Origin of the sequence: Paenibacillus sp. FSL A5-0031 (assembly GCF_001956295.1) — a bacterium.
Lineage (GTDB): Bacteria > Bacillota > Bacilli > Paenibacillales > Paenibacillaceae > Pristimantibacillus.
Genome location: NZ_MRTD01000009.1, coordinates 121,782 through 146,864, shown reverse-complemented (window position 1 = coordinate 146,864; position 25,083 = coordinate 121,782). Strand labels below are relative to the sequence as shown.

The following is a 25,083-nucleotide window of genomic DNA, read 5'->3' as shown; positions in this document are numbered from 1 at the left end:
GTAAAGTCATTATATATTTTCAATCTGTTTCCTTACTATACCATAGCCTATTTGTGTCAGATGACAGGAACATTGTCCAATAACTAAAAAAAAGCCCGCGATTTTACGCGGACTTAAGATTCGTTTATTTCACTTCAACTACAAAAGGGCTGATAAACGTTTTACCGTTTCGTTGAAATTGCCCCCAGATCTTATATACACCAGCACTCGGGAAAGTCGTCATGAATTTCGCATCCGGGCCTTTCGCTTTTTCCTCCAGCGGGTGTACATGCAAATACTGCTCTGTATCTTCGCTAAGAATCACAACGTGCCCAACTGCGCCTAAGTAAGGCTCTAAATCCGTTATTGGATCTTTGGACTTCGCATCCGTAAGTTTGAAGTTCAACTCCATTTCTTTGCCGGCTTCCGAATGATTGTTTTCGAGTGTGATTTCTACCCCGTCCACAATCACGGACTGTTCATCCGATGGCTTAATCGGAACTTGTTCAGCGGCTAGCCCTTCTACCTTGATCCATTCAGACTTCGTTGTGGCGGAGCCGCCGGTAGGGATATAGTCGGCGAATAACTTATAGTCTCCACCCAAAGGGAACGATGTCGTGATTTCAAATTGCCCATTCCCTTTGTACTCCGGATGGATGTGGTCAAAGTAAGATAAATCTTTGCTGACTGCGATGAGATGAAGCTTCTTCTCGTGATTAATATCAAATGCCTCGATGGCCATTCCGTCCGTATCTTGAATTTGTACGGTTATTACGGTGTTCTCTCCAGATTTCGGCGTTTCTTCTGACCATTTCCAATCGGCATTCGTCTCTAGCTTCTTCGTCTCGCCAGCATGTTCTTCTCCGTGAGCTCCGTGCTCTTCGGCACTGGATGCAGCGGGTGATGCTGCTTGAGAATTCCCGCCATGAGCACCATGATTATCTGTTTCTTGTTTATTTTGTTTTCCGCAAGCAGCAACAAAAACGAGTACAGCTAGCAATCCGATCAAATAAATTCGTTTCATTTTAGCCTCCAGGATATGAATAACTTTAAACTTTTGCCCTTTGTAGACGCAGCGCATTCAGCACAACGGAAACGGAGCTTAAAGCCATAGCTGCTCCAGCGAGCCATGGTGCAAGGAATCCAAGCGCTGCAATCGGGATGCCGATGACGTTATAAGCAAGCGCCCAGAACAAGTTTTGCTTAATGTTTACCATCGTTTTCTTACTCATCGAGATCGCGTCCGGAATACTGTTCAAGTCACCGCGCATTAAAGTAACATCCGCAGCCTCCATGGCCACATCAGTTCCCGTTCCGATAGCCATTCCGATATCCGCAATAGCCAATGCCGGCGCATCGTTAATTCCATCTCCAACCATCGCGACCTTCTTACCGCTTTCTTGCAATCGCTTGACCTCGTTGGCTTTGCCACCCGGCAGCACTTCCGCCAGCACATGGTCGATTCCAACTTGGCTCGCAATGGCTTTCGCCGTACGTTCATTGTCGCCTGTCATCATCACGACTTCCAAACCGAGCTGCTTTAATCTGGCAACTGCCTGCTTTGACGTATCTTTAATCGTGTCCGCTACGGCTACCATACCAGCGTACTTCCCGTTAACCGCAACCAGCATCGCTGTTTTTCCAACCGACTCCAGTCGGCTCATTTCTTCAAAAGCGGACTCCGCGTTCACGCTAGCTTTCGCCAATAACTTTCGGGTCCCTATTAGCAATTCGTTCCCTTCGACTGTAGCTTCAATGCCAAACCCAGGTATCGCTTGAAAGGAATCGGTCGATGGGAGAGAAATACCTTGCTCTTGAATACCAGCCACGATCGCTTCCGCTAACGGATGCTCCGAATTTTTCTCCGCTGCAGCAATCCAGGACAAGAGCTGTTCCCGATTATAGCCTTGCTCAATCCGTACATCCGTCAATTCCGGCTTGCCTTTTGTTACCGTTCCCGTTTTATCCAATATAATGGTGTTAATGCGATGCGTGGATTCTAAATGCTCGCCGCCTTTGAACAAAATACCGAGTTCAGCGGATCGACCCGAACCGGCCATAATCGATGTTGGCGTAGCAAGACCTAGCGCACACGGGCATGCTATAACCAGAACGGCAATTGCCTTCTCCAACGCCTCTGCGAAATTGCCTGCATCAACAGCGAAGTACCAGATCAAGAAAGTGACGATCGCGATCCCTACAACGATCGGGACGAATATTCCCGAGATCACGTCGGCTACCCTTTGAATCGGCGCTTTCGAGCCTTGCGCTTCCTCTACAACTTTGATGATTTGGGAAAGCGCCGTTTCTTTGCCAACTTTAGTCGCTCTAACTTTAAGCACGCCGTTTTTGTTCAGCGTTGCTCCAATGACTTGATCTCCTGTCTGCTTATCTACCGGGATACTTTCACCGGTTAACATCGATTCATCAACTGCCGATAACCCTTCAAGCACTACACCATCGACTGGCACTTTCTCGCCGGGTTTAACTAGGAATACATCTCCAGTTACTACGTCTTCTATTGGAATACTAACTTCCTGACCATCCCGTATGACGATAGCCGACTTGGCTTGTAAGCCCATCAATGCTTTAATCGCTTCGGAAGATCGGCCTTTCGCCAGCGTTTCGAATAATTTACCCAGCAATATTAACGTAATCAGCACGGCACTCGTCTCATAATACATCTCAACCTGATGATGTGCGGATGCATTTATTGATTCGATGGTTAAGTAAACACTATAGAAGTAGGCGGCAGATGTGCCGAGCGCTACCAATACATCCATATTCGCACTGCCATTGCGCAGCGCCTTGTAGGCTCCGACATAGAATCGGCTGCCAATAATGAACTGTACTGGGGTAGCCAATATCAATTGGAACCATGGATTCATGAAAATCTCAGGCACCCATATCCATGACGTAAAGGAGAAATGCCCAACCATAGCCCAGAGAAGCGGCAAAGAGAGAATAGCTGATACAATCAACCGGATCTGCAGGCTGCGGACTTCCTTTTTCTTATGATCGCTTTCACTCGTCTGCTCGTTCTTTGGTTTAGCTTTATAGCCGATCTGTTCGACTTTCTTGATCATATCCGCAGCACTTGTCATGGATGGAATAAATTCCACATGCGCCGTCTCCAAAGCTAAGTTTACCGTCGCTTTTACACCGCTCATTTTGTTAAGGCCCTTCTCGATGCGCGTGGCGCACGCTGCGCAGGTCATGCCTACAATATCGAAGTCAATGGACTCCTTTACCGTACCGTATCCCAAGGCTTGAATTTTCTGTTCCAATTGGGACATGTTCACTTGAGAAGGGTCAAAGTTGACGGATGCTTGCTCCATGGCGAAGTTCACGTTTGCTTGTGCAACGCCTTCCAGCTTATTCAGACCTTTCTCTATACGGCTCGCACATGCTGCGCAAGTCATGCCAGTGATCTGTAGTGTGGCTTGTTGATTAGATACTGCTTGATTAGAACTGCTCATGATCATCACCTATTCTTCTGTCGTATTACCATCTTAACTATGTGACGTTTTTACTTCACGACATCGTAACCCTGTTTCTCAATCGTTTCGACAATGGCTTCCAATGAGGTTTCACTGTCGTCATACACCAATTCAACCAGGCCTGCGGCTCGATCAACAGTCGCTTTGGCACCGAGAGTTTCGACTGCACCTTCAATCCTACGAACACAACTGCCGCAAGTCATTCCTTCTACATTTAACATTACGTTTTTCATTTTTAATTCCTCCGTCTCATTTATTTTGTTAATATACAATACTACCCTATAGTATATTAACGACAAAATAATAATTATTGATGACTTCCTTGAAGTTGATTCAACCGACAAGCTTAGTCACACTTCCCTTTCGCAAACGGTTCACTTGCTCCAAGGGTGCAGCCTGCATATCCGATTTTATTAGAATCGACACTCTCAAGCCCGTGAACGCTTTATCCAGCCAATGAACGAATGGCATGCCCACTTCTTCCGCACCTTTACGAGAGTGGAGTTGCTACGAAGAGTCAAGCTCCAACACAACCTTTGTAATTAATGGTAACGATAAATATAGAATACCCCCGTACCCTATGTAATGTCAAGCGAAGTTGATGAATAAAATTTAAAAGCAAATGTACACAAGCACATTTGCTCCGATTATCATTTCATTAGTTTATTTATTGTCGTCAACAACTCATCAATGACTCCATGTTCACCCGATTGAATTTTTTCAACGACACAGCTTTTCATATGGTTCTCGAGAAGTAATTTTCCGACGCCGTTTAGAGCCGATTGAACCGACGCGATCTGATTGAGCACATCATCGCAATACGTATCTTTTTCAATTAACCCTTTGATCCCTCGAATTTGCCCTTCAATTCGGTTCAAGCGACTGGTCAGGTTTATCTTGGTCTTCTCGGAGTGATGGCTATGTTGATGGTGGTGATGATTTTCATGTCCAGCGGATGCAACCGTTAATTCATTTTCCATGGCTTATCCCCTCCCCTTAAGCCCTATTATACCCCCTAACCCTATCCGATGCAAAGTTCTGATAAAGCAGCAAATCAGCCGTGAATAACACGACTGATTATTATGCTATCTCATTTTCAATTCTCTGACGTTTTCCCTTTACGAATAAAAATCAACGCGATAAGCGCACCCACGATAGCTATGATAGCTGCTCCAACGAATGCGGAGTGAAACCCCGTATTTAATGCTGCAATTTGATCGATCCCTTTATCCAGCTCCCCTTTTGTCCAGGAAGAAGATACGGCAACCATGACAGCTAATCCGATGGCTGAACCAATCTGATAGCTCATATTGGATAAGCCCGACGCCAAACCGGATTCTTCCGGCCTTGCCCCCGACAAGGAGGAAATCGTTGCCGGGATATAAGCCATTGACATGCCAAGTGCCCCGAGTAGAGAAGCCCATAGTACGTTGGTAACGAAGTTTCCATCCTCTGGCGTATTCCCAGCGAACAGCAACAGTGATCCTGCTAATATAAGCATACCAATGACGAGATTTCCTTTGATGCCGAACTTGCCGACAAGCCTTCCCATGACTGCGACCATCAAGATCATGATGAGGATCGTCATCGGCACCAGAGCAACCCCGCCCATGAATGCCGAATAGTTCAAAACCTGTTGAAGATACAGATTTAAGAAAAACCAAAGCGGAATCCAAGCACCTGAAAGAGTTGCCAAAATGATATTGCTCGCAAGTAGATTTGGAGCTCTAAATATCCGTAGAGGTACGAGCGGGTCTTTTTTCTTCGCTTGCACGATCAGAAACAGAATGAACAGTACAGCAGCAATGGCCAATAGACCAAATGTTTGCGCCCCCCATCCGTTATGCTCCGAAGTGACGATCGCATATACCGCCAGCACCAACGCAGCTGTGACCGTCAGTGATCCTAAGATATCGATGCTGCCTTTACTTTTTGTTCCTTTTGGAAGGACATACAGACTGTACAAAATAGCGAACAAGCCCACGGGGATGTTGATTAGGAATGTCCAATTCCAACTGAGCCATTCCGTGATGACTCCTCCAAGGAAAACCCCGGCGGTTCCGCCTGCTGCTGCGGATGCTCCCCAGAAGCCGAAAGCTTTGTTTAACTCCTTAGGGTTAGCGGCAAAGAGTTGCATGATGATGGTCAATGCAGCTGGAGCGATTAGCGCAGATCCAAATCCTTGAATGGCACGGCCGATATTCATCGACTCCTGGGACCAAGCTAATCCGGCTAACAGCGAAGCAAGTGACAAAATTATAAAGCCGAGCATAAACATCTTGCGTTGACCGAATAGATCGGAAAGTCGGCCTCCTAGCAGCAATAATCCCCCGAAGAAAATGACATACGCATTAAATACCCATTGCAGGTTGTTTTGCGAGTAACCAAGTGCTTCTTTAACAGCTGGCAGAGCAACCCCGATGATGGATGTATCCATGATAACGATGAACTGAGCCAAGCATAGCAAGAACAATGCCTTCCATCTTAGCGGATTCACATTAGTCAAAGCCTTTGAATTTCCTGACATTTCGTATTCCTCCTTGATTTGATTTACATTCGTATAGTATACCCCCCTACCCTATATTGTCAACAACTATTTCCATAAAAAAACTGCTGACTTTAGATCAGCAGTGACTTGATTTGATTTAAATCCACTATGGGATGAGTTGATTGATGGCGCCCGTTAACGTTTCTTTCGGTACAAATCCTGTCACTTTCCCGACTAGCTCACCCTTTTTGTAAATAAACAAAGCTGGTAAACTCATGACTCCCATTTGCTCTGTCACCTTCGTTTCCGTCGCTACATCCACCATGGCCACCGTTACTTTTCCTGCATAAGCTTGGTCGATTTCCTCTAGAATCGGCTTCATTTGTTTACAGAGCGTACACCATTCCGCCCAAAATTCCACCAAGACGGCATCCTGTTCAGAAACCAACTTATCGTACGTGTTGTCCGTTAAATTTAAGATAGCCATTGCTATATCCCTCCTCTTATGTAATTCTCCCTGATAGGTACATAACCACCACACGCAACACACAGTTTTTGTTGATGGAGAATCTTAATATACTTTAACTTCATAAAATCTGACAAACACTATAATAACTCTAATATCGCCAAATTGAAATTTAAGATAAAAATCTATTTATAAGTTAACATCATCTCCGTCGGAATTGAGGCAATTTGGTCTTTAGCAGCGGATCGACCTATTAGACTTAAGACGTAGTCGCAGCTCCGTCGCCAGCCGCTTGAGGCGGAATAAGCTTAAATGATACATTTTCATTAACAGTAAATAACGATGAAATTCGGAGGTAAACTGATGCGTGTACGAGGAAGTGCCGGTCGTTCATGGTCGCTTGGACTATTGGCTTTTTTGGCGTTAGTGGTTGGGGCATACGCCTTGTTTTTGTACGGATCACCTGATGGCATTAAGGAGCAGGGCTTTGTCACAGAAAAAGGAAGCATGCCAGACCTATGGTACAGCGTTCTATGGGGCCATGCCGTCTCTGCTGGAATAGCGATTGCAATCGGCTGGTTTCAATTCATCAAGCGGTTTCGGCATCGCTCGCCAAAAGTACACCGCACGATCGGCTATATTTATGCTGCAATGATTGGAATTGGCGGCATCACTGGCCTGTATCTCGCTTTTTACGCGAACGGCGGGCTGATCGCTAAGGTTGGCTTCGGCACCTTATCTATTTTATGGCTGTATTCCCTTTATCGCGCGTTAAAAAGCATTATCGTCCACCGGAATAAGGCTGAGCATGGACGCTGGATGGCGAGAAACTATGCTCTTACCTGCGCTGCAATTACACTCCGCTTGTATACTGCACTCGCAGCTGGCATTTGGAAAATAACCGATACGAATGAATCGTTTTTCGTTATTGCTTGGATTTGCTGGGTACCAAATCTACTGTTTATTGAAATGCTAATGAGTAGAAAAAAGCGTATTGGCATGACGCATGAGACCGGCATACATCCAAAGATATAAACAAAAAAAAGAGCAAGGACGGCTGCAACCCATCCTTGCTCTTTCCTTGTTATCGTCCTGCTTTTAAACGCGGTTATGATCCGCTCGCCAATTCGTAATCGATTTCTTGATCGTCCCGGAATTCATTCCCGCTTCAACTGCCTTCACGCATAATGCAGGAAAATCATCATCCTCCGCAAAACGTAGAGCAATGATTTGCTGCACGCTAAGTCTTGTATCCAATGGTTTGCCTGTAAGCCTGAAATGCCGAAAGTTCTCCTCGTGAACAATGCTGCGATCCTGCAGCTTCGTTGCGAACTGACGGACAACCGCACCCAAGAGAACTACACATACAGCAAGACCAAAAATTAATAGCGAAGAGAAGCTGAATTGCTCTTTAAATATATGAACAATCGACGCGATAAATAAGATAAGCGCAATGGGCGCCAGTATAAAATGATACAAAGGTGCATATTGCCCATGGTTCTCATAGCTTTGCGTTTTCACATTGCTCATAACGATTTCCCCCAATGTAATGTCTAATTCATTCTTTTTTGAAAAACTGAATCACGCCAAAAGCAACAATTGCTGCTTTTACAGCGACTTCATGATCAGATTCCGTCGTTTGCTTCAAGCCTGCCGTCTTTTTTTCGTAAACTTCTTGAACGGAGTGACTCACACCATTACTACCCCACCTCTGCCATGTAGTCTTCCTATTAGAATCATTAAACATGGTGACGTTGAATACTTACAACATATGTAAATCATTATACATGATAACTTTCTATTGTCAGAAAAAAATAAAGTATTTTTAATAACGTTATCTGCATTTCCCTTACTGTCCATCCTGTATTATGATTCTATAAAAAAGGGAAGGGACTCTTCTGCCTATGGAATTATCGAGGTCTCAGCAATTAGCTCAAGAGTATATTACAAATTACGCAAAAAGCCGCAAAAATGAGGCGGAGCAAACTATTAGGGAAATCCTTCAAATGTCCAGCATCGAGCTGAAGACATTTGAAGATGCTATCACTAAACTAAAATCTCATGCAAGTATTGCGCTGCACTTTCACCCTGATCGACTAGATCCGAACATGAAAAGCGTCGCTGAAGCACTGCTTGAGCAGGGGATTTATAAAAGCCAGTTCGAGACTTTCCTATCGAATGGAAGTGTTTCAGCATTTCCAGGTGGTGAACGAGACCTTTGGGAAAATAAAATGTTTGGCGGAGCGTACCAAATAAATGGCTCAACCAATAGCGAACGGCCCAAGTATGGGGCACTCAATGTCATGTTACATCCCGATGGACCTGCTCCACGGTTTGGATCATGTTATTTTCTTTTATCCGCTGAGGTCTCCCATCGTTGCACTTATACTTATTTAGATTCTCACCAAGACCCTAAGGAAAAGGGGACGTATAAGGAATTTGACCTTATTTTAACTGCTCTCATGAGGGATGCGTTCTTTAATAATTTTGCCATTGGTGAAAGCAATCTGACGGTTCGAAAGCTAATCGACCATATGCTCGTCAATCTTGAGAAACCATTCCAAAATCCTTCAAACAAAGAGCCTAATCGAAATCTGGACCACTATATCGAAGCTCAGGTTCATGGTGACATTTCTCTTAAAGAAGACGTTAAGACGCTTGTTGCCGATCCATCATTTAAGGGCACGCATACAGGACGAATCTTAGAACAGCTATGTTTAAAGTATTCCATTGATCTTTACTGGCATAGGGGCTTTACCCTTTTAGTGGATGAGGTTCCTATCAATTTCAGAGGTCCTTCGATGCCTTCACTAGCCAAAAGAATTGCACAAAGTGATTTTATTGATGTCAATATGATTGGCGCAGCAGCTATGGACTTGAAACGAAATCCAAATCATTGGAGCGATAGAGGAACCTACACAGAAGTTTTGCAAGAATTAAAATTACTCTGGCATGTTTTAGTGAGATATGGAAAGTCAATGGAAAAGTGAAAGTTAGCGTAATCGGAGGTTAACTAAGGAAAATAAAAAAAGAGGAGCCCGCAGCTCCTCTCCTCTAAACCCTATGTTCTTCCGATTCTTTGCTCTGATCAGCATCTGATCTCACCTTGATTCGATATTCCTGCGGCGATATTCCCTCAAGCTCCTTAAACACACGAGAAAACTGCTTGCTGTTCTCAAAGCCAACGGCACTGCCGATTTCCTGCATCTTCTGATTGCCTTCGAGCAGCAGCTCTTTGCTTTTGCGAATGCGAATTTTTTTTAGAAACAATACAAAATTCTCACCCGTATGAACCTTAAACGCTTCACTGAAATAGGAGTAATTAAGGCCAACATAATTGCTCACGACAGCCATATTAAGCGGGCGATAATAGTTTTCCTCCATATAGTTAACCGCTGCTTTAATCTCCGAATGCTCGCTGTAAGCTGAGCGTATGCCTCTGACATAGTCGTTCACGCTTGAGAGCAGCAGCTCCAAGCTCCGATAATAATCGTGAAAGCTGCGGAAATTATCCATACTGCCCACTTTACGATACAGCTTCAATACTTCGATCGACTCTTCGCCGTAAATACGGAATACTTCGTCCAAAACTTGCTCATTGATCATTTTGCCTACCAGCTTTAAGTAGCCAATATCTACATTCGGTATATCCTCGGTATGGAAAATCAGCTTCAGCAGCTCCTGAACCTCCCGTTCCCGATCAGTTCCGAGCATGTTGCCAAGCTTGCGAATTTCTTCTTCTGGCACCGGATAATACTGCCGCTTCGCTCGAATGTCTTCATGATGCAGCAGACGGCAATTCGAATACATGAATGAATACTGAAGCGCCTCAGAAGCTTGCTTATAACAATGAAACAAATCTTCGATTTCATTCCCCTCTGCGCTTATCCCCATGCGCAGTCCATCCAGTTCCTTCCCGCCAGCCTGCCTAAACAATTCTTCGAACTGAAAGCGCGGGCTGCCGATCAGAACAAGCTTGCATTCACTATCTAGAAACGAGACATCCAGTACACCCTTAATCGGCTGCATCATTTTCTCCACTAGCAGCTTGAACTCTTCTTTGTTCATGGAGTCGCCGCTCTCCGATTTATAGTTCAGGACGGCAACAGAAAATGGTCTAGTGAACTGTTCGAATCCGACTTTAGCTTCCAGATCATTTGCAAAATCGTAGGCAGGGTCATCTTGTCTAAACCATTCCTTCAGACTATTTATTCGCAGCTGTTCGCGGTACGTATCGCTTACCGCTACCCGCTCAGCTAATTCAGCTTGCGCTTGCAGCGTGGTCTCGCTCTTTGTGAGTGATTCAAACAGCTCGTCCCGCCGAATCGGCTTGAGCAAGTAATCTTTAACCTGATATTCTATCGCAGCCTTCGCATAGGAGAAATCGTCATAGCCGCTTAAAATAATAAAGATCGGTTTCTGCACCGGCGCAGGTTCCTGAGTAAGCCGCTTAATGAGTTCAATGCCATCCATCACGGGCATGCGAATATCTGTAATTACGATATCTGCCCGTTCACTGCGATATTGTGCTAACGCATCTTCTCCATGTATCGCCATTCGAATCTGATATAATTGTGGAAACTCTCTCTCTATCATCGTCTTGAGCCCTAATCGGATATTTTTCTCGTCATCTACGATCAGCATTGTTCTCATATCCGGAACTTCCTCCCATCAACAGTACCTTAGGAAGGGTAATGACTACTTCTGTGAATTGCCCTTCTCTGCTATATACCTGTAATCCATATGGCTTGCCATAATAAAGCCGAATACGTTGATGAACATTGCGCAGGCCGATTCCAAACGCTTGTTTTCCGTTTCCAGCTTCTTTCTCTGAAGAAATCCCGTTACTATTATCGGTGTGAATCATTTCATTTAACCGCTCCAAGCGGGCCGCTTTAATACCCATGCCGTTATCTCTCAGCCTGATGATAATGCCTGCTTCCTCATCCTCAATAACATCAATTAATATTTTGCTCGTGCTCTCTTCCACACCCGTCCATGCATGTTTTACTGCATTTTCTACGATTGGCTGCAATGACATCTTAAGCACTTCAATCTCCAGCAGCTTCGGTGGAATATTTAGCTCCAGCTGAATCGGTTCGTCGAACCGAATATTCATGACGGCAATATAATTCTGAATATGGCGAAGCTCATCCTGTAAGCTTACATATTCGCCAGACCACTTGAAATTATAACGCATCATACCGCCAAGCGAGGTAAGCGAATCGGATATCGTCCGCTGGTTTTCCATCTCTGCGAGCATCTTAATATTCTCGAGCGTATTGTACAAAAAATGCGAGTCGATCTGACTGTGCAGGGTGCGCAGCTCCGCCTCTTTCGTTAGCGCCTGCTTCTTAACTCCCTGGGCAATTAACTCATTAATGGTATGAATTAATTTGTTAAAATGATGCGCTAGCTCGCCTATTTCTCCGCCTCCGCCCAAAGGAAGCCCCGTTGGCATTTCTCCTCTTCTTACTTTCTTCATTGCCTCTGTGAGACGACTCAGGTTTTTAAGAATAAAGGAGTTCATTAAATACGTAATGAAGGATAATAGACCGATCAGAATAATATTAGCAGCGATGATTTGTCTCTCGGCTTTGGATACGCGTTCATCAACATTTTTTAACGACACCACATTAAGAATATGCGCACTGACTTGTTCCACGGGCGTGGAGACCAGCAAATAAGGATGCTTATTTACAGAAAATCGCTTCTCTTTAACCCCGTGCTCATTCATTTCCCGGAACTCTTGCAAAATGGCTTGATGAAGCTCTGGATCACTGCCGACAAACGGTTGATTGTCATCCATAAAAATAGTTCCGCTGCCATCAGCAAGCATCATCTGCGACCCGTCATCCTTAATATTGGCAAACGCTTTAGGCGAGAACTGCTTCAGCAGCATTTCGACTTGGATAATCCCAATACGCTTGCTTCCGGAATTCACGACGCGCAGGAGTGAAACCTTCGGCATTTGATCGTTAACATCCGTCACGTAACGATGCAAAATGTCCAGGTCCCGCTCTTTGAATATCCACATTTCCTTCCCTTCCAATTGATCCAGCTTGGCGTACCACGGCTCTTTCTGAATCCGGCGTTCATGGAAAATAATCGGCCAAACTTCGGACATATGATCATTGTTTGCAAACAAACGAAGATGGGCAATATTCGGATTATTGATTTGAATGTTGATCATGTCGGTAAGGGCGCCACGATATAAGTCGAGGAGCTCTTCAACAGGAAGATCTTCATCCTTTGATATATAATCCAAAATTTCAGATTTCGATAAAGTGAGCTGGGCAGCCCGTTCCATAGCTTCAATCTGATTTAGAACATTCACTTTCTCCATTTCAAGCAAGTATTGGCTTTGCTTAAAGGTATCGTTAATATAACTATCCCTAATCTGATTAAAGAGATAGTTCGATACGCCGATGCTAGGAATTAATAATATGACGATATAAGCCGCCACAAGGCGGCTTTGCATCGATCGATGCCCTAGCCAATTCGTAGCAGACTGAAGATGTAACCGAAATTTTCTGCCCATAATGCTCTCACTTCCGCTCTGTATTTCATTCAATCGATTAACTTCCCCATCAAGCAAAACCAACTATTCTTATATTGCACAAAAAGCACCCCAGACCGTTTCCGGTTCTGGAGTACCTTTCGCTGGGGTCTTCCCCCTAAGTGGTAGAAATGATTATATTATTTGGCTGCGTCCAACTTCGCTACATTTTCTTCGTATTTCTTTTGTTTGTAGGCTTGTACTTTGCTGAATCCAAGAGTCTCACGTTTCTTTAGGAAATCTCCCCAAATTTTATCGAACTCTGCATCCGATTTAGCAAGCACCAGTTTTGGCAATACTTTACCAAACTCTTGATCTATCTTTGTATTCATAATACCTTCGGCTGAAGTGCCTGTTGGGTTCAGTTGGTCGAATTCCGACAAGCTCTTCGCCTTGCCGCGAGTCCAATCTTCCAATTGCTTGAATGGCTCAACAGCTGGCGGAGACCAGATTGGCGTTAGGTTCGTATCCATCATCATCCAGAACGTGTGGGATGCGCCAAGCTGCTTGTCGAAAGCGCCACGATCTGTATTCAATAGATTCAATGCGTCTGGCAAGAACTGATCTTTGCCATCAATGTTATCCCAAGTTACGCCTTGTTTACCGAAGAACGTATCATGCTGTCCTTCTTCCGAGATCAAATAGTCTAGGAAACGAATCGCGCGTGCTTTGTCTTTCACATCTTTGGAGATCAGTGTAACTGTCCAACCTGAGATCGATGGACCAGCAAGCGTCGGCTGATCAAGGTTAGTATTAGCAGGACCGTCTACAGCGATGTAGATGGAGTTCGGATCATTTGCAAATAGTGCATTTTGTTGGTTTGCATGGTCAGATCTAGAGTAAAGCATTGCGAAATAACGGCCTTGTGCAATTTTTTCTTCCATTTGCGGGCGCTTGTCAATGAAGATATCTTTCGACAACAAGCCGTCTTCGTTCGCTTGACGCATTGTTTTCAGCCATTTTACGTATTCAGGATCTGTATTGCGATCATACAGCTGACCATCTTTATCGTAAGGAATAGCAAGGAAGTTCTGAATATAATGTTGAAGCGACGCATTGCCTGTGTCGCTGAAATCATACATGCCTAGTGGAATAAGCGGTTGGCCATTCACATCAGGATACATTTTTTTCGCAGCCTCAAGTGCATTCAAGAAGCCTTCCGGCGTACGCATATCCGGTTTGCCTAGTGCTTCGTACATATCTTTGCGCACAAGGAAGGTTTGCGTGGATGTAATGTTATCTCCGAATTTCTCATAGTCCTTAGGTGATGAGGAAGAGTTCGGATAACCGTATACATTGCCGTTTTCTTGTTTGTACCAAGAAAGCTTAGCAGGGTCTGTTACTTTGTAGAAGTAAGGGTCATATTGATCAGCAAGCTCGTTCAGCGGAAGAACTAGATCGCCTTCGATCATTTTCTTAACCGCATCTTCGTACCAGCCTAGTGTAATAAAGTCAGGCAAAGAGCCCGAAGCGATCATTGTATTCATCTTCTCAGCTTCGTTGCCGGCTGGAACGATGAAGTTAATGTTAACGCCAGTTTTTTCAGTAATATATTTCGAAGTCGCATCTACGCCCCATTTGTTAGGGAACCAAGAGAAGTTGATGTACCAGTCGAACGTAATCGGGCTTTTATCCACTTCCCAGCCCTTATCGTCCTGAGTAAGCTTCACTTGCTCAGCAGGAGCGCCATTACCCTCTTCTTTGCCATTGTTTTTGTTGCCGCCTGAAGAGCAAGCGGTCGTAAAGACTAGAACCGTTGCGACCATCAGCATCAATACATTTTTGAGCTTAAGCTTCTTGTTCATGTTTGTCTTCCCCTTCTCTGTATGAATGATTATATATGCAATCCTCTGCGCTATAAAGGGCGGAAGGTACTGCCATAAGTTAACCTTTAATCGAACCGATCATCATTCCTTTTACGAAATACTTCTGCAGGAACGGATAAGCGATAACGATTGGAAGGGTCGTGACAACCATCGTAGCCAGCTTGATGGATTGTGTAGTAACGGATTTCCCTATTCCTCCAGGGATAGCGGCCAACATTTGGCTAGAACTGGACTGAGCAACAATACGGTACAAATAAGTTTGGATCGGCTGCATGTCCATGTTGTTCATGTAGATAACGCCGGCAAAATAATCATTCCATTGGTATACCCCGTGGAACAAAGCGATTGTAGCAATAACCGGCATCGATACTGGCAAAATCACTCGCACAAAGATCGACCAGTCATTTGCTCCGTCAATTTTGGCAGCTTCCTCAAGGCCATCCGGAATATCCCGGAAGAAGGTCATGAAGATAATAAGATCGAAGAAGCTGAACATGGCAGGAATGATATAGACCATGAAGTTATCCAGCAAATGCAGATCTCTCATAAGCAGGTAGGTCGGAATTAGACCGCCGCCGAAGAACAAAGTAACCGTTCCGAAGAGAATATATATTTTGCCGCCGATGAGGCCTTTGCGTGAGAATGCATAAGCAACCATCGCCGTAAAAAACACGTGAAGCACCGTGCCAAGCAGTGTTTTGGCTACGGTAATTCCCATCGCAGTCATGATGCCGCTGCTTTGGAATACCGCGTCGAAGCTCTCGATGCTGAAAACCCGCGGCCACCAGTAGATCCCGCCGCGCATGCCGTCCTGCCCTTCATTAAAGGCATTGACCAGCACATACCAAATCGGATATAGGGTCGCGAAGCAAATGAGCAGCATTCCGAAATTGTTGAAGATATCGAAAAATGCTTCTCCTTTTGTTTTACGTTTAATATTAAACACGGTTAGTCGCCTCCGTTTCTAGAACAGTGAAGTATCGTTCATTTTTTTCGTTACTCGGTTTGCAATAAGCAATAGAATTAATGCGATTAAAGACTTAAACAATCCAACAGCAGTGGAGTAAGAATAACGTCCTTGCTGCATACCCGTCTGATAAACATAAATATCGATAACGTTGCTCGCGCTCTCGTTCAATGAGTTGCGCAGCACTAGAATCTGATCGAAGTTCGAGTTAAGCACGCCGCTCACTGCAAGAATGAACAGGATGGAGATCGTCGCCTTAATGCTAGGCAAAGTAACGTACCACATTTTTTGAAAACGCCCTGCGCCATCAATCGTTGCTGCTTCATACAGCTCCGGCGATACGCTGGCAATAGCCGCAAGATAGATAATGGCGGACCAGCCAAGCTCTTTCCATATATCTGATGTAATGATGATGCTCCAGAAGTAGCTAGGCTCTGCCAAATAGGAAATCGGCTCATCGATGAAATTAAGAGCAAGAAGAACGTTGTTAATAATCCCAACATCCGAAAGCCAAGTAGCAAGAATACCGCCGAGAATAACCCATGACAAAAAGTGAGGCAAATACGAAATGGTCTGAATCGCTTTTTTGAAGCCGACCGAACGAACCTCGTTTAGAAATAATGCAAAAATAATAGGTAGCGGAAATCCGATCGCAAGTTTGATAAGACTAATGCCGAGTGTATTTTTCATGACATCAACGAAGCTCTCATCCTGGAAAAAATCCTTAAAGTGCATAAAGCCAACCCAAGGCGCCTCGCTTATGGATTTAACAATGTTGAATTCTTTAAAGGCGATAATAACGCCATACATAGGAACGTAGTTGAATATAATCATCCATAGCACGCCTAGTAACGCCATAATTTGAATGTGCCGTTGGCTGTACAACTTTTTGAACCATTTGCTTCTTGCTGCCTTTGCGTCCGCAGCAGGCAAGGAAGCAGGCGCTGAACCTAGCTGTGTTTTCAAAATAATAACCCCCATGCTGTTGAAAATCTGATGTAAGCCTTTGCATCTCTTATACTTTAATTGTAGATTGTTAGTCCTTGTCTCGTAAGGCTTTAGATTTCGTATTCAGGTGACCATTTTTCGGTTTTGGGTGCATCTACCGTTTTTTGCGCACAAAAAAATGTGATGCTGGCAGAACCTGCCTCGCATCACATTTTGGTTTTTCATTCTATTTAGCAAACGAAAATTCAATCCAATCCAAATCCACGCTGCCGCTTAAAATACGGATAATGACACGAACTGCTCCAGCTGGTAGATGGATGTCCTTTAGTAGCAGGCTCTCCGTCCACTCCTCACCGTTTACCTCACAGCTCACCGGCTCTTGGCCTTCCAGTTCAATGGATAATGTCGCTTGTCCCGCAGCGGCTAGCAGGCGCGCATGCAGATCAAATGACCTTGCTTCAACGCACAAAGCATCATACGCGAGCCAAACCCCTTGATGCAGCTCTACACAAAGCGTATTATCCTCTGCCCAAACCTTGCCGCCCTCTGAATGATAGCTTGGTATCTCGGTCTTGCCCGTAATCATTCTCATCGGTACGCCATCACTTGCACGCAGCCCCGTCTTGTTCGTTTTTTTGTTCACGATGCCGAAGCCGACACCCTCGCCTTGTCCATAAAATTCAGCAGGAATCTGGAGCGGAAGGTGACGCAGCAGCGCACGGGATATGCCTGGGAACGCATCACAATTGTCCACTTTAAGATTATCGAGATATTCATTTAAGATCGCTTCCGCAGTTGCTTCATCCGGTTTAGCGCCGCCCTCCAAATAAGCCGTCAGCAGATTCCAGCCTTCCGGCATACGAATAGAGTACGGAGAATTTGATGTGTTCATCTTTTTCCACGTCCAGAAATTCCACGAAATCTGATGGTCCTCGAACATTTGGAATGCTCCGCTGTACCACTGTGCGTTATTTTCACCGCCTTCGCCCATGAAGATCGGCACATTCCACTCCTCGCGCTTATCTATATACTTTTGAATACTTTCCGTATCAGGGTTGTTCCAATACTTATGGAATTGCAGCATTAAATTATCATCAAATTTCTCTGTGAATACACTCCAGTCCGTTGACCAATGTACCCCTTCAATAATGATCATATGACGCTTGTCCACTTCACGGATCGCTGCTGTAATTTCCTTGTGCAGCGGCTCTACAAGGTCGTTATATTGGTTAAACCAATCCGGAAGAGGTTCATTAAAGAGGTCATATCCAGCAATAATCCAATCGTCTTTATAGCGCTCTGCGAACATTCGCCAAATCGCGATCGTCAGCTCTTGGTTGCGGCGATCCGTAAACAGCTCCGGCAAATCATTTTCCGAATCGTCAATGTTGGCTCCCGTCTGCCCGCCTGGCGCCCCGTGCAAATCTAAAATGACATACAGCTTATACTTTCTGCACCATTCAATCACTTCATGAATTCGTGCAAGCCTCTTTTCATTAAAAATGATCTCGTCGCCTTGTTCTAGAATTCCGCGGGCATTGATAGGAAACCTCACGGAATTAAAGCCCTGCTTCGCCACTTCGCGGACATCAATCTCATCCACATAACGCTCCACATAACTATCCCAGAACTGTGCTGCTTTCTCTTCGCCGATTAATTCCTTGACCATCGCTTCGATTTTGCGCGGACGGTCTCCGCCTTGCGGGAATTTCCACATATATCCTTCCGGCAGCAGCCAGCTTCCGAACCCAACGCCTCTCAGCACAATTTCTTTGCCGTCTCCATTAAGCAACTTTTTACCTTCCGCCCTTACGAAACCGCTTACATCATTGTTGTTGCTATGCACGCTCATCATCGGATTGCCTCCTTATATGTATGGATTAGAACTATCATTGCCACTCTCTCAAAATATAGCACAAGACCACAGCTTACGGTGAGCATTCCGAAATATGGAGAGCATATCCGAAAGGCGCAGCCTTTTAGCTGCCAATTTGCGTTGATTTGTGTATAGCAAGCAAAGCAATACATCTAACTGCACTTGCATGCGAAAAGGCAAAATAACACGTCGAACTATCCACCAGAAGTATCATGAGTATCAGGAAGGTGACAGCAAGTACCAGCGGTACCAGCGATACCAGCAGTACCAGAAGTACCAGAAGTACCAACACTTCCAGCAGTTCCAGAGGCACCTTCATTTTCTGTAACGAACCTGAGAAACGTTAATTGCCTACATTTTCACCTTAAAAAAATGTAACGAACACCAGCAACCTTATTTCCTTCAAATCGTCCCTTTTCGTGTACAAAAGCACCTAATAGCGTTGCTGTGATTCGTTAGCATCTTCAAACATCACTTTTCCGCAAAATAAGCTCTTTACGATTCGTTAGACTTTACAAATGGGTAAAACAACTAAATAATGCAACCTTAACAATCATTATGGGTACCAACAGTATCATCATTATCTGTAACGAATCTAACACACGTTATCCGCCTACATTTCCGCTTTTAAAAATTGTAACGAACGCCAGCAACCTTATTTCCTTCAAATGGTCCCTTTTCGTGTACAAAAGCACCTAATAGCGTTGCTGTGATTCGTTAGCATCTTCAAACCTCACTTTTCCGCAAAATAAGCTCTTTACGATTCGTTAGACTTTAACTAATCATCCATATAATGCAACCTTAACAATCATTCGAGAGTCTATATGATTACAAATAGATGTCTCAAAAGCATTATTATTATGTTGGGGGTGTACTATCGGTTATGTTGAAAATAAATCCAGTATTTCTCATTTTATTATGCATCATCATCTTAGGCGGATGCTCCAAAGATACAAACAGCAAGGAAAATAAGTTTATTTTAGAAGATGTAACTAAAGCGATTGAAGCTCAGAAGTTAGAGCTAATATCCTATGGGATAACAGGTTACCCACCGAAATTAAACGATGTTATTCCCGAGGTCTATTCCGTAGGAATGCCACTAGATAAGAAAGAAAATGAACCTGATTTTATGCATTTTTATATTTTTCAATCTGAAAAAGATCGTATTAATGGGGCTGAAGAACTCAATAAACAAACAGAAAATGCCAATTCCAAATCGTTTCCGAGATTATATCAGGAAGGAAACGTTCTGATCGTTTATTGGAGCGACATCAAGGAGAATACACGACTAGACAAACCTATTGAAGCGGCGTTAAAGCAGCTCAATAATGCCTAATAATCTCATCCGCTACCGCTTGAGGTGGGGATGACAACATCGTGTAACCCTTTGTTTTGATCGTTACTCTTTCGCCGATCCTCAGGTCATTATAAAGCTCTCTATCATCAACGCGAATAATCATCACATCGTTATGATTTTCGTTATTCAAAAAATCAGAAAGCGATTTTGTTTTAGCCTCTTTTTTGGAAATGTTATAGACAACAAATAGGGTTGGAGCGTCATTGCTGTTAAGTTGTTTCTCTAGAATATAATCGCCTTTTTCAAATGGTTTATTAATGCCAATGATTAACCCGCAGACTGCAATTGCGACTACCAAATACGCTATCCATTTTCTCATCTTTTTCCTCCCTATTTGATTTGGTGGTTATTTAATTTCCAGACTAAGCCACTCACAATATTTCAAGAAAAGCTTGTCCAATAGCTCAGCATTAACCATCGATAATTGTTTGACCAATGCGTAATTAAAGAAATCCAATAGATCAGCTTCAACACTCTCCAGTTGTTCAATCAATTCAATATCGTTATATTCAATAAAAAACATTTGCTGCTGCTCTTGTTTTGTTGGTGGTTTTACATTCATCACTCCATAGTAATCATTCGACCAAATCCTTACTGATTGATCCATGTATTCGATAGATGGAAAGGGATCATGTCCTAGCCAGGCACTTTTCTTATTTATGACCGCGTCAAGGACCTCCTTCCATTGCTCCAATCCACAGCAACAACTGGGAAGTATCTCATGGCTTTGACTCTCAAAAGCAATTCCGCCGCTCAGTACAATTTCATCTGCATTAATGAGTTCTTTTACCACTTCATTAGGCTCTTTATTTATATCAATATCATTCATGCCACATAGCACTGTCAGAAAAATAACAACATCCTCTGCGCTTGAATTTTTTGATAAATATGCATTTTCTCGGCCTTCTGCTTTAGGAAGCCATAAAGGCTTATCGAAAAAGGGATTAGTAATTACGGCTTGAACACATGTCATGGCCATTCTCCTCTTACAAGATACTTATGCTTGCAATAATTCCCTACATAACTATTCTAATACAGTAGAACAGGCAATGGCTATATTCATCAAAATGTGTTTGATAATGAAATACCCTCATGATATATTTAGCAATATTTAGGAGCGATTGAAAACAACGCGAATGACATAACTATTTCATATGACTAAGGAAGCGAGTGTTGTTTGGTGGAAAATAAAGCTGTCATACTTGGCTCAAACTTTTACACTGGTTTAAGCATTATAAGAGGCCTCGGCTCCAAGGGCATCTATACAGTAGCAATGGATTATTCCAAGCAAAATACATATGGCGCCAAATCCAAATACTTAAGCGAGCAAATTATTGTTCCTCATTATAAACAGCAGAAGGAACAGCTTCTGCACTATTTAATCGAATACGCAAAAAAGCAGGACAAGAAGCCTGTCCTTTTTCCGAGCGTCGACCCTTATGTGGAGTTTGTTGATTCTTATTTGAACGAGCTCAAAAAGTACTACCATATTAATATGAACGTACAAGGCTTTTGGAGCAATATTATGGACAAGGAGTATCTCCATACCCTTACAACAAAACACGGTGTATTAGTGCCAGAATCGATCAGCCCAGCTGAGGAACGATTTGAAGAACGAGTCGTTGCTGAGATCGGCTTTCCATGTATCGTGAAACCCACGGACTCCCCAGCTTTCGTGGACTTTTTTCGAGCCAAAATATTCACATGCCATAACTTGGAGGAAATGAGAGCTGCAATCGAGAAATCGAGGCAAGCTAAACTTCAGGTTATCGTGCAAAGAATTATTCCCGGCTTCGATGACCATGTCTACACATTTGATGCTTACTTGGATCAGAGTTCAAAGGTAACTCACTGGATGACCTGTCAAAAACTACGGCAATTCCCAATTAACTTTGGCGCCTCTTCCTTTACAAAGCAAAAGTACATAGAGGAGCTTTACCACATCGGAGCCCCTTTTCTAGAAGCGATTGGCTATAAAGGCTTCGCCGAAATTGAATTCAAGAAGGATGCGGTAACCGGCAAGTTTTATTTGCTGGAGATTAATGCAAGAACGACTACACTGGACCCTCTCCTTCAAAAATGTGGCGTTAACTTCCCACTGCTCGCCTACAACGAGCTTGTAGGCAAGCCGATTGGAAGCTATGCGATTACAAGCGATACAGGGATCGCTTTCTGCTTTTTGTTTGAAGATCTTATTTCATCGCGCGATTATGTCCGAACCAAACAGTTAAGCGTCCTGCCAATCGTTAAATCCCATTTTGTCAAAAGAGCGCCTGCCATCTGGAGCCTACGTGACCCAGCGCCTGCCGTATCATTCTGCTATATGGTATTTAAAAAAATAGTGAGGAAAGTTTCACAACGGAGGGTAATACGGCAGCCGTAACTATAACTATAGGAAAACCTCCTGTTAAAGCAGCTGAATCAGCTCAATTAACAAGAGGTTTTTATTAAATTTCGCTATAAGTTAGGCTGTTCCCTCCATCAAGCTTCATTCCTTTTTGAATCTACAAAAAACCAATAAACGATAAATTGTAAAACACTCATCCATAGGATGAACAGCAATGAATTTCCGTTTAGTGAATCAAGCACTTGTTTCAATAAAGACAAAGGCTCCGTAAACAAATGAATAGAATGAAAGCGTAAAAATCTTCCTATATATATCCCTAGGCCGCCGAGCAGCATAAATACTAATAAAATCAGTTTATTCCACTTTGTATTTATAAGAAGCAGTTGAATCTCTTTGATCATTACTATGTAAAAAAATAGAGCTATGAAAACCCCGCTGATTAATACAAAGAAGTTCCACCACTCATTAACGTGAAGTCCCTCCATATAATCAAACGAAAAGAAATTGAGATGAATCAGATCGGTTACAACATAGAACACATTTGGCGAGAGCAGGATGAAAACGATAAAGAAAACAAAACTAACCAGCATATTTCTTTTCTTATGCGACTTAAATAAAGGCAGTAAAAAAGACAGCTCCAGTGCTGCAAAAGCAAGAAATAAATTAAAAATCATAAATGAATAATAGTTATCCAAAGTAAACAGAAGCGCTATATACGCAAAAAAAGAAATTCTCGCCTTAAAACGATTATTCATCCAAACACTCCTATTGTTATCCATTTTATGCATTTTCGGGTGAAAAGGTATCAAAAGCCTTGCGAGATTGCCTCGCAAGGCTTTTTCGTTCTACTTTTGAAGCCGATTGGCTAATATTTTCCCTAATGCCTCTTCCGCTGCAAAAACTTCAATTGGGCTATCAGGATTTTCTCGGGTATGCTTTAACCGTTCAATTGTTTCATCATTAATGTGAGCGGGATCAATGAAAGACAATGCCCATGCTGCCCAAAAACAAGCTTTATCATTTGTGGAAGCGAGTATTTGCAGTAAATAAGGGAGGCTATGGCTGCCTATTCTCGTTAAAGTTAATGCAGAGGCCATTCTGAGCTGTTCATTGTCCTCCTTCAACAAGGCAGCAACCTGAGCAGCAGATTCTGATGCTGCTTCGCCAAACTCACCTAGTACAACAACGATCATAGTACGTACAGATACATCCGTTACATGCAGTTGTTCGATTAAAGCTGGAATTACACTTGTCCCTTGTTTTTTCAAATTATGTATCGCATGAAACGCTTCTTGTGTATTTGTGCTGCCTAGTTTCATGATATTAGCATCAAATGGTTTTAAGTCAGACATTGTTTTATCTCCTTTTTATAAGATGAAAAAAACAAATCCATTAATGTATACAAATCTTAAAAAGATGACACACTACATTTTTCCATTCCAAATGTAAAACGTTTTTTTGTGAAAGAATGTTGCGAATCAGCCCAATGTAAGTACAACTCATGAATTTTTCCTTATAATCTACATTATCCAACATTAGGATTGAACATTTGTTCATTTATGATTTTACATATGTTCAAAGTCGTGTTATTATAAGCGTGAAATTAAGCATTCGTATAAGGGGAAGGTGAACTGGCTATGTTAAATTTGTCTGGAATGATTGATCATACGCTTTTGCGTGCAGATGCAACAAAGTCTGAGATTACAAAATTAACGGCAGAAGCGAGAAAATATAGTTTTGCTTCCGTTTGCGTCAATCCAACTTGGGTAGCTTACGCTGCTGAGCAATTGGCAGGCAGCACCGTTAAGGTTTGTACAGTAATCGGATTTCCATTAGGGGCTTCTACTACGGAGACAAAGGCCTTTGAAGCTAAGAACGCTATTACAAATGGAGCGACTGAAGTTGATATGGTCATTAACATTGGTGCACTCAAAGATGGCGACGACGACTTTGTACAAAAAGATATTCAAGCCGTTGTTGAAGCCGCTGCTGGTAAAGCTATTGTGAAAGTAATTATCGAAGCATCGCTGCTTACAGACGATGAAAAAGTACGCGCTAGTCAGTTGTCTGATCGTGCGGGTGCGGATTTCGTGAAAACATCGACAGGTTTTTCAACTGGCGGAGCAACTGCTGAAGACGTAGCGCTTATGCGCAAAACCGTTGGGGACAAGCTCGGCGTTAAAGCTTCCGGCGGCATTCGCAGTCTTGAAGATATGGAAAAAATGATTGCAGCAGGCGCATCACGAATCGGTGCCAGCTCAGGCGTGAAGATTATGGAAGGCGAGCAATCGACCTCTTCTTACTAAATAGATATGATGGTGCTGCTCCAATTTGGAGCAGCCTTTACAGGAGGATTGTAGGATGAAGGAACAGTTAATTAAAGAAGCCATTGAAGCCCGTCAGCATGCTCATATCCCCTACTCGCATTTTGCAGTTGGTGCCGCTCTACTAACAGGCAGCAAACGTATTTACCGAGGCTGTAATATTGAGAATGCATCATTTGGATTAACGAATTGCGCGGAGCGAACGGCTATTTTCAAAGCGGTATCCGAAGGTGAACGCATCATTGAAGCTATTGCAGTGGTGGCAGATACCGAAGGTCCTGTATCTCCATGCGGAGCTTGTCGACAGGTATTGGCCGAATTTTGTGATGAGAATACAAAAATCTATTTAACAAATCTCCATGGACATACAGAAGAATGGACTATGGCACAGCTGCTGCCAGGTGCTTTTCAAGCCTCCGATATGAAATAGTAATCTGTGAATCTAT

25 protein-coding genes are annotated in these 25,083 nt (G+C 43.4%); 6 read left to right on the top strand and 19 right to left on the bottom strand.

Annotated features, from left to right (window positions below):
- Positions 1-124: 124 nt before the first annotated feature.
- The 7 genes from BK120_RS17385 to BK120_RS17360 all read right to left on the bottom strand — a co-directional run bounded on the left by BK120_RS17385 (position 125) and on the right by BK120_RS17360 (position 6,454).
- Positions 125-1,003 (bottom strand): hypothetical protein, encoded by an 879-nt coding sequence (locus BK120_RS17385; protein ID WP_076268761.1) that lies wholly within the window; start codon positions 1,001-1,003, stop codon positions 125-127.
- A gap of 25 nt (positions 1,004-1,028) precedes the next feature.
- The gene (locus BK120_RS17380) at positions 1,029-3,458 is read right to left on the bottom strand and encodes a heavy metal translocating P-type ATPase (protein WP_076268881.1); all 2,430 of its coding nucleotides are present in this window, start codon (positions 3,456-3,458) and stop codon (positions 1,029-1,031) included.
- A gap of 50 nt (positions 3,459-3,508) precedes the next feature.
- Entirely contained in the window at positions 3,509-3,712 is a 204-nt protein-coding gene (locus BK120_RS17375) for a cation transporter (RefSeq protein ID WP_076268760.1), read from the bottom strand.
- Positions 3,713-3,812: 100 nt separating this feature from the next.
- Positions 3,813-3,950 (bottom strand): hypothetical protein, encoded by a 138-nt coding sequence (locus BK120_RS35300; RefSeq protein WP_179089819.1) that lies wholly within the window; start codon positions 3,948-3,950, stop codon positions 3,813-3,815.
- Positions 3,951-4,129: 179 nt separating this feature from the next.
- On the bottom strand, positions 4,130-4,459 hold the full coding sequence (locus BK120_RS17370) for a metal-sensitive transcriptional regulator (protein ID WP_076268759.1): 330 nt from the start codon (positions 4,457-4,459) through the stop codon (positions 4,130-4,132).
- A 116-nt stretch (positions 4,460-4,575) separates the two neighbouring features.
- Positions 4,576-6,006, bottom strand: coding sequence for an MFS transporter (locus BK120_RS17365; RefSeq protein ID WP_076268758.1), 1,431 nt, complete (start codon positions 6,004-6,006; stop codon positions 4,576-4,578).
- 127 nt (positions 6,007-6,133) lie between these two features.
- Positions 6,134-6,454: a thioredoxin family protein gene (locus BK120_RS17360; RefSeq protein WP_076268757.1), complete on the bottom strand. Its 321-nt coding sequence runs from the start codon at positions 6,452-6,454 to the stop codon at positions 6,134-6,136.
- Between the two features lie 342 nt (positions 6,455-6,796).
- Here BK120_RS17360 and BK120_RS17355 point away from each other — a divergent pair, with 342 nt between their 5' ends.
- On the top strand, positions 6,797-7,468 hold the full coding sequence (locus BK120_RS17355; protein WP_076268756.1) for a DUF2306 domain-containing protein: 672 nt from the start codon (positions 6,797-6,799) through the stop codon (positions 7,466-7,468).
- 63 nt (positions 7,469-7,531) lie between these two features.
- Here the strand turns inward: BK120_RS17355 and BK120_RS17350 are convergent, their stop codons facing one another.
- Complete coding sequence (locus BK120_RS17350) at positions 7,532-7,963, bottom strand: DUF6526 family protein (protein ID WP_083682108.1); 432 nt, start codon at positions 7,961-7,963, stop codon at positions 7,532-7,534.
- Positions 7,964-7,991: 28 nt separating this feature from the next.
- Positions 7,992-8,126 (bottom strand): hypothetical protein, encoded by a 135-nt coding sequence (locus BK120_RS35980; RefSeq protein ID WP_256710933.1) that lies wholly within the window; start codon positions 8,124-8,126, stop codon positions 7,992-7,994.
- Between the two features lie 211 nt (positions 8,127-8,337).
- Here BK120_RS35980 and BK120_RS17345 point away from each other — a divergent pair, with 211 nt between their 5' ends.
- Positions 8,338-9,423: a DUF3626 domain-containing protein gene (locus BK120_RS17345; RefSeq protein ID WP_076268755.1), complete on the top strand. Its 1,086-nt coding sequence runs from the start codon at positions 8,338-8,340 to the stop codon at positions 9,421-9,423.
- A gap of 64 nt (positions 9,424-9,487) precedes the next feature.
- Here BK120_RS17345 and BK120_RS17340 read toward each other — a convergent pair whose 3' ends face one another.
- From BK120_RS17340 to BK120_RS17315, 6 genes are all read right to left on the bottom strand, one after another.
- On the bottom strand, positions 9,488-11,086 hold the full coding sequence (locus BK120_RS17340) for a response regulator transcription factor (RefSeq protein WP_076268754.1): 1,599 nt from the start codon (positions 11,084-11,086) through the stop codon (positions 9,488-9,490).
- Positions 11,061-13,007 carry a sensor histidine kinase gene (locus BK120_RS17335; RefSeq protein WP_256710932.1) on the bottom strand — a complete coding sequence of 649 codons (1,947 nt, stop codon included), beginning with the start codon at positions 13,005-13,007 and terminating at the stop codon, positions 11,061-11,063. Before BK120_RS17335 ends, BK120_RS17340 begins: the two co-directional genes overlap by 26 nt.
- A 125-nt stretch (positions 13,008-13,132) precedes the next feature.
- Positions 13,133-14,797: an extracellular solute-binding protein gene (locus tag BK120_RS17330; RefSeq protein ID WP_076268753.1), complete on the bottom strand. Its 1,665-nt coding sequence runs from the start codon at positions 14,795-14,797 to the stop codon at positions 13,133-13,135.
- A gap of 79 nt (positions 14,798-14,876) precedes the next feature.
- Positions 14,877-15,701, bottom strand: coding sequence for a carbohydrate ABC transporter permease (locus tag BK120_RS17325; RefSeq protein WP_083682147.1), 825 nt, complete (start codon positions 15,699-15,701; stop codon positions 14,877-14,879).
- A gap of 81 nt (positions 15,702-15,782) precedes the next feature.
- Entirely contained in the window at positions 15,783-16,718 is a 936-nt protein-coding gene (locus BK120_RS17320) for an ABC transporter permease (RefSeq protein ID WP_076268878.1), read from the bottom strand.
- Between the two features lie 241 nt (positions 16,719-16,959).
- Entirely contained in the window at positions 16,960-18,588 is a 1,629-nt protein-coding gene (locus BK120_RS17315) for a cellulase family glycosylhydrolase (RefSeq protein WP_256710931.1), read from the bottom strand.
- 904 nt (positions 18,589-19,492) lie between these two features.
- Here BK120_RS17315 and BK120_RS17310 point away from each other — a divergent pair.
- The gene (locus tag BK120_RS17310; protein WP_076268751.1) at positions 19,493-19,945 is read left to right on the top strand and encodes a hypothetical protein; all 453 of its coding nucleotides are present in this window, start codon (positions 19,493-19,495) and stop codon (positions 19,943-19,945) included.
- Here the strand turns inward: BK120_RS17310 and BK120_RS17305 are convergent.
- Both BK120_RS17305 and BK120_RS17300 read right to left on the bottom strand, forming a co-directional pair.
- Positions 19,932-20,285 (bottom strand): DUF3221 domain-containing protein, encoded by a 354-nt coding sequence (locus tag BK120_RS17305; RefSeq protein ID WP_076268750.1) that lies wholly within the window; start codon positions 20,283-20,285, stop codon positions 19,932-19,934. The genes BK120_RS17310 and BK120_RS17305 overlap by 14 nt on opposite strands.
- A gap of 27 nt (positions 20,286-20,312) precedes the next feature.
- Entirely contained in the window at positions 20,313-20,939 is a 627-nt protein-coding gene (locus BK120_RS17300; RefSeq protein WP_076268749.1) for a hypothetical protein, read from the bottom strand.
- 207 nt (positions 20,940-21,146) lie between these two features.
- Between BK120_RS17300 and BK120_RS17295 the strand changes: the two genes are divergently transcribed.
- Entirely contained in the window at positions 21,147-22,349 is a 1,203-nt protein-coding gene (locus BK120_RS17295) for a carboxylate--amine ligase (protein ID WP_076268876.1), read from the top strand.
- 98 nt (positions 22,350-22,447) lie between these two features.
- Here the strand turns inward: BK120_RS17295 and BK120_RS17290 are convergent, their stop codons facing one another.
- Together BK120_RS17290 and BK120_RS17285 are read right to left on the bottom strand one after the other, a co-directional pair.
- A complete protein-coding gene (locus BK120_RS17290; protein ID WP_076268748.1) occupies positions 22,448-23,068 on the bottom strand; it encodes a DUF1361 domain-containing protein in 621 nt (206 codons plus the stop codon).
- Between the two features lie 90 nt (positions 23,069-23,158).
- Positions 23,159-23,665 (bottom strand): HEAT repeat domain-containing protein, encoded by a 507-nt coding sequence (locus BK120_RS17285; RefSeq protein WP_076268747.1) that lies wholly within the window; start codon positions 23,663-23,665, stop codon positions 23,159-23,161.
- 285 nt (positions 23,666-23,950) lie between these two features.
- Here BK120_RS17285 and deoC point away from each other — a divergent pair, with 285 nt between their 5' ends.
- Together deoC and BK120_RS17275 are read left to right on the top strand one after the other, a co-directional pair.
- The gene (gene deoC / locus BK120_RS17280) at positions 23,951-24,619 is read left to right on the top strand and encodes a deoxyribose-phosphate aldolase (RefSeq protein ID WP_076268746.1); all 669 of its coding nucleotides are present in this window, start codon (positions 23,951-23,953) and stop codon (positions 24,617-24,619) included.
- 25 nt (positions 24,620-24,644) lie between these two features.
- Complete coding sequence (locus BK120_RS17275) at positions 24,645-25,067, top strand: cytidine deaminase (protein ID WP_256710930.1); 423 nt, start codon at positions 24,645-24,647, stop codon at positions 25,065-25,067.
- Positions 25,068-25,083 lie beyond the last annotated feature (16 nt).

Coding starts and splice junctions, on each gene's coding strand:
- BK120_RS17385 (WP_076268761.1), bottom strand. CDS start 1,003: ATGAAACGAATTTATTTGATCGGATTGCTAGCTGTACTCGTTTTTGTT.
- BK120_RS17380 (WP_076268881.1), bottom strand. CDS start 3,458: ATGAGCAGTTCTAATCAAGCAGTATCTAATCAACAAGCCACACTACAG.
- BK120_RS17375 (WP_076268760.1), bottom strand. CDS start 3,712: ATGAAAAACGTAATGTTAAATGTAGAAGGAATGACTTGCGGCAGTTGT.
- BK120_RS35300 (WP_179089819.1), bottom strand. CDS start 3,950: ATGCCATTCGTTCATTGGCTGGATAAAGCGTTCACGGGCTTGAGAGTG.
- BK120_RS17370 (WP_076268759.1), bottom strand. CDS start 4,459: ATGGAAAATGAATTAACGGTTGCATCCGCTGGACATGAAAATCATCAC.
- BK120_RS17365 (WP_076268758.1), bottom strand. CDS start 6,006: ATGTCAGGAAATTCAAAGGCTTTGACTAATGTGAATCCGCTAAGATGG.
- BK120_RS17360 (WP_076268757.1), bottom strand. CDS start 6,454: ATGGCTATCTTAAATTTAACGGACAACACGTACGATAAGTTGGTTTCT.
- BK120_RS17355 (WP_076268756.1), top strand. CDS start 6,797: ATGCGTGTACGAGGAAGTGCCGGTCGTTCATGGTCGCTTGGACTATTG.
- BK120_RS17350 (WP_083682108.1), bottom strand. CDS start 7,963: ATGAGCAATGTGAAAACGCAAAGCTATGAGAACCATGGGCAATATGCA.
- BK120_RS17345 (WP_076268755.1), top strand. CDS start 8,338: ATGGAATTATCGAGGTCTCAGCAATTAGCTCAAGAGTATATTACAAAT.
- BK120_RS17340 (WP_076268754.1), bottom strand. CDS start 11,086: ATGAGAACAATGCTGATCGTAGATGACGAGAAAAATATCCGATTAGGG.
- BK120_RS17330 (WP_076268753.1), bottom strand. CDS start 14,797: ATGAACAAGAAGCTTAAGCTCAAAAATGTATTGATGCTGATGGTCGCA.
- BK120_RS17325 (WP_083682147.1), bottom strand. CDS start 15,701: ATGCTGCTCATTTGCTTCGCGACCCTATATCCGATTTGGTATGTGCTG.
- BK120_RS17315 (WP_256710931.1), bottom strand. CDS start 18,588: ATGATGAGCGTGCATAGCAACAACAATGATGTAAGCGGTTTCGTAAGG.
- BK120_RS17310 (WP_076268751.1), top strand. CDS start 19,493: ATGTTGAAAATAAATCCAGTATTTCTCATTTTATTATGCATCATCATC.
- BK120_RS17305 (WP_076268750.1), bottom strand. CDS start 20,285: ATGAGAAAATGGATAGCGTATTTGGTAGTCGCAATTGCAGTCTGCGGG.
- BK120_RS17300 (WP_076268749.1), bottom strand. CDS start 20,939: ATGACATGTGTTCAAGCCGTAATTACTAATCCCTTTTTCGATAAGCCT.
- BK120_RS17290 (WP_076268748.1), bottom strand. CDS start 23,068: ATGAATAATCGTTTTAAGGCGAGAATTTCTTTTTTTGCGTATATAGCG.
- BK120_RS17285 (WP_076268747.1), bottom strand. CDS start 23,665: ATGTCTGACTTAAAACCATTTGATGCTAATATCATGAAACTAGGCAGC.
- deoC (WP_076268746.1), top strand. CDS start 23,951: ATGTTAAATTTGTCTGGAATGATTGATCATACGCTTTTGCGTGCAGAT.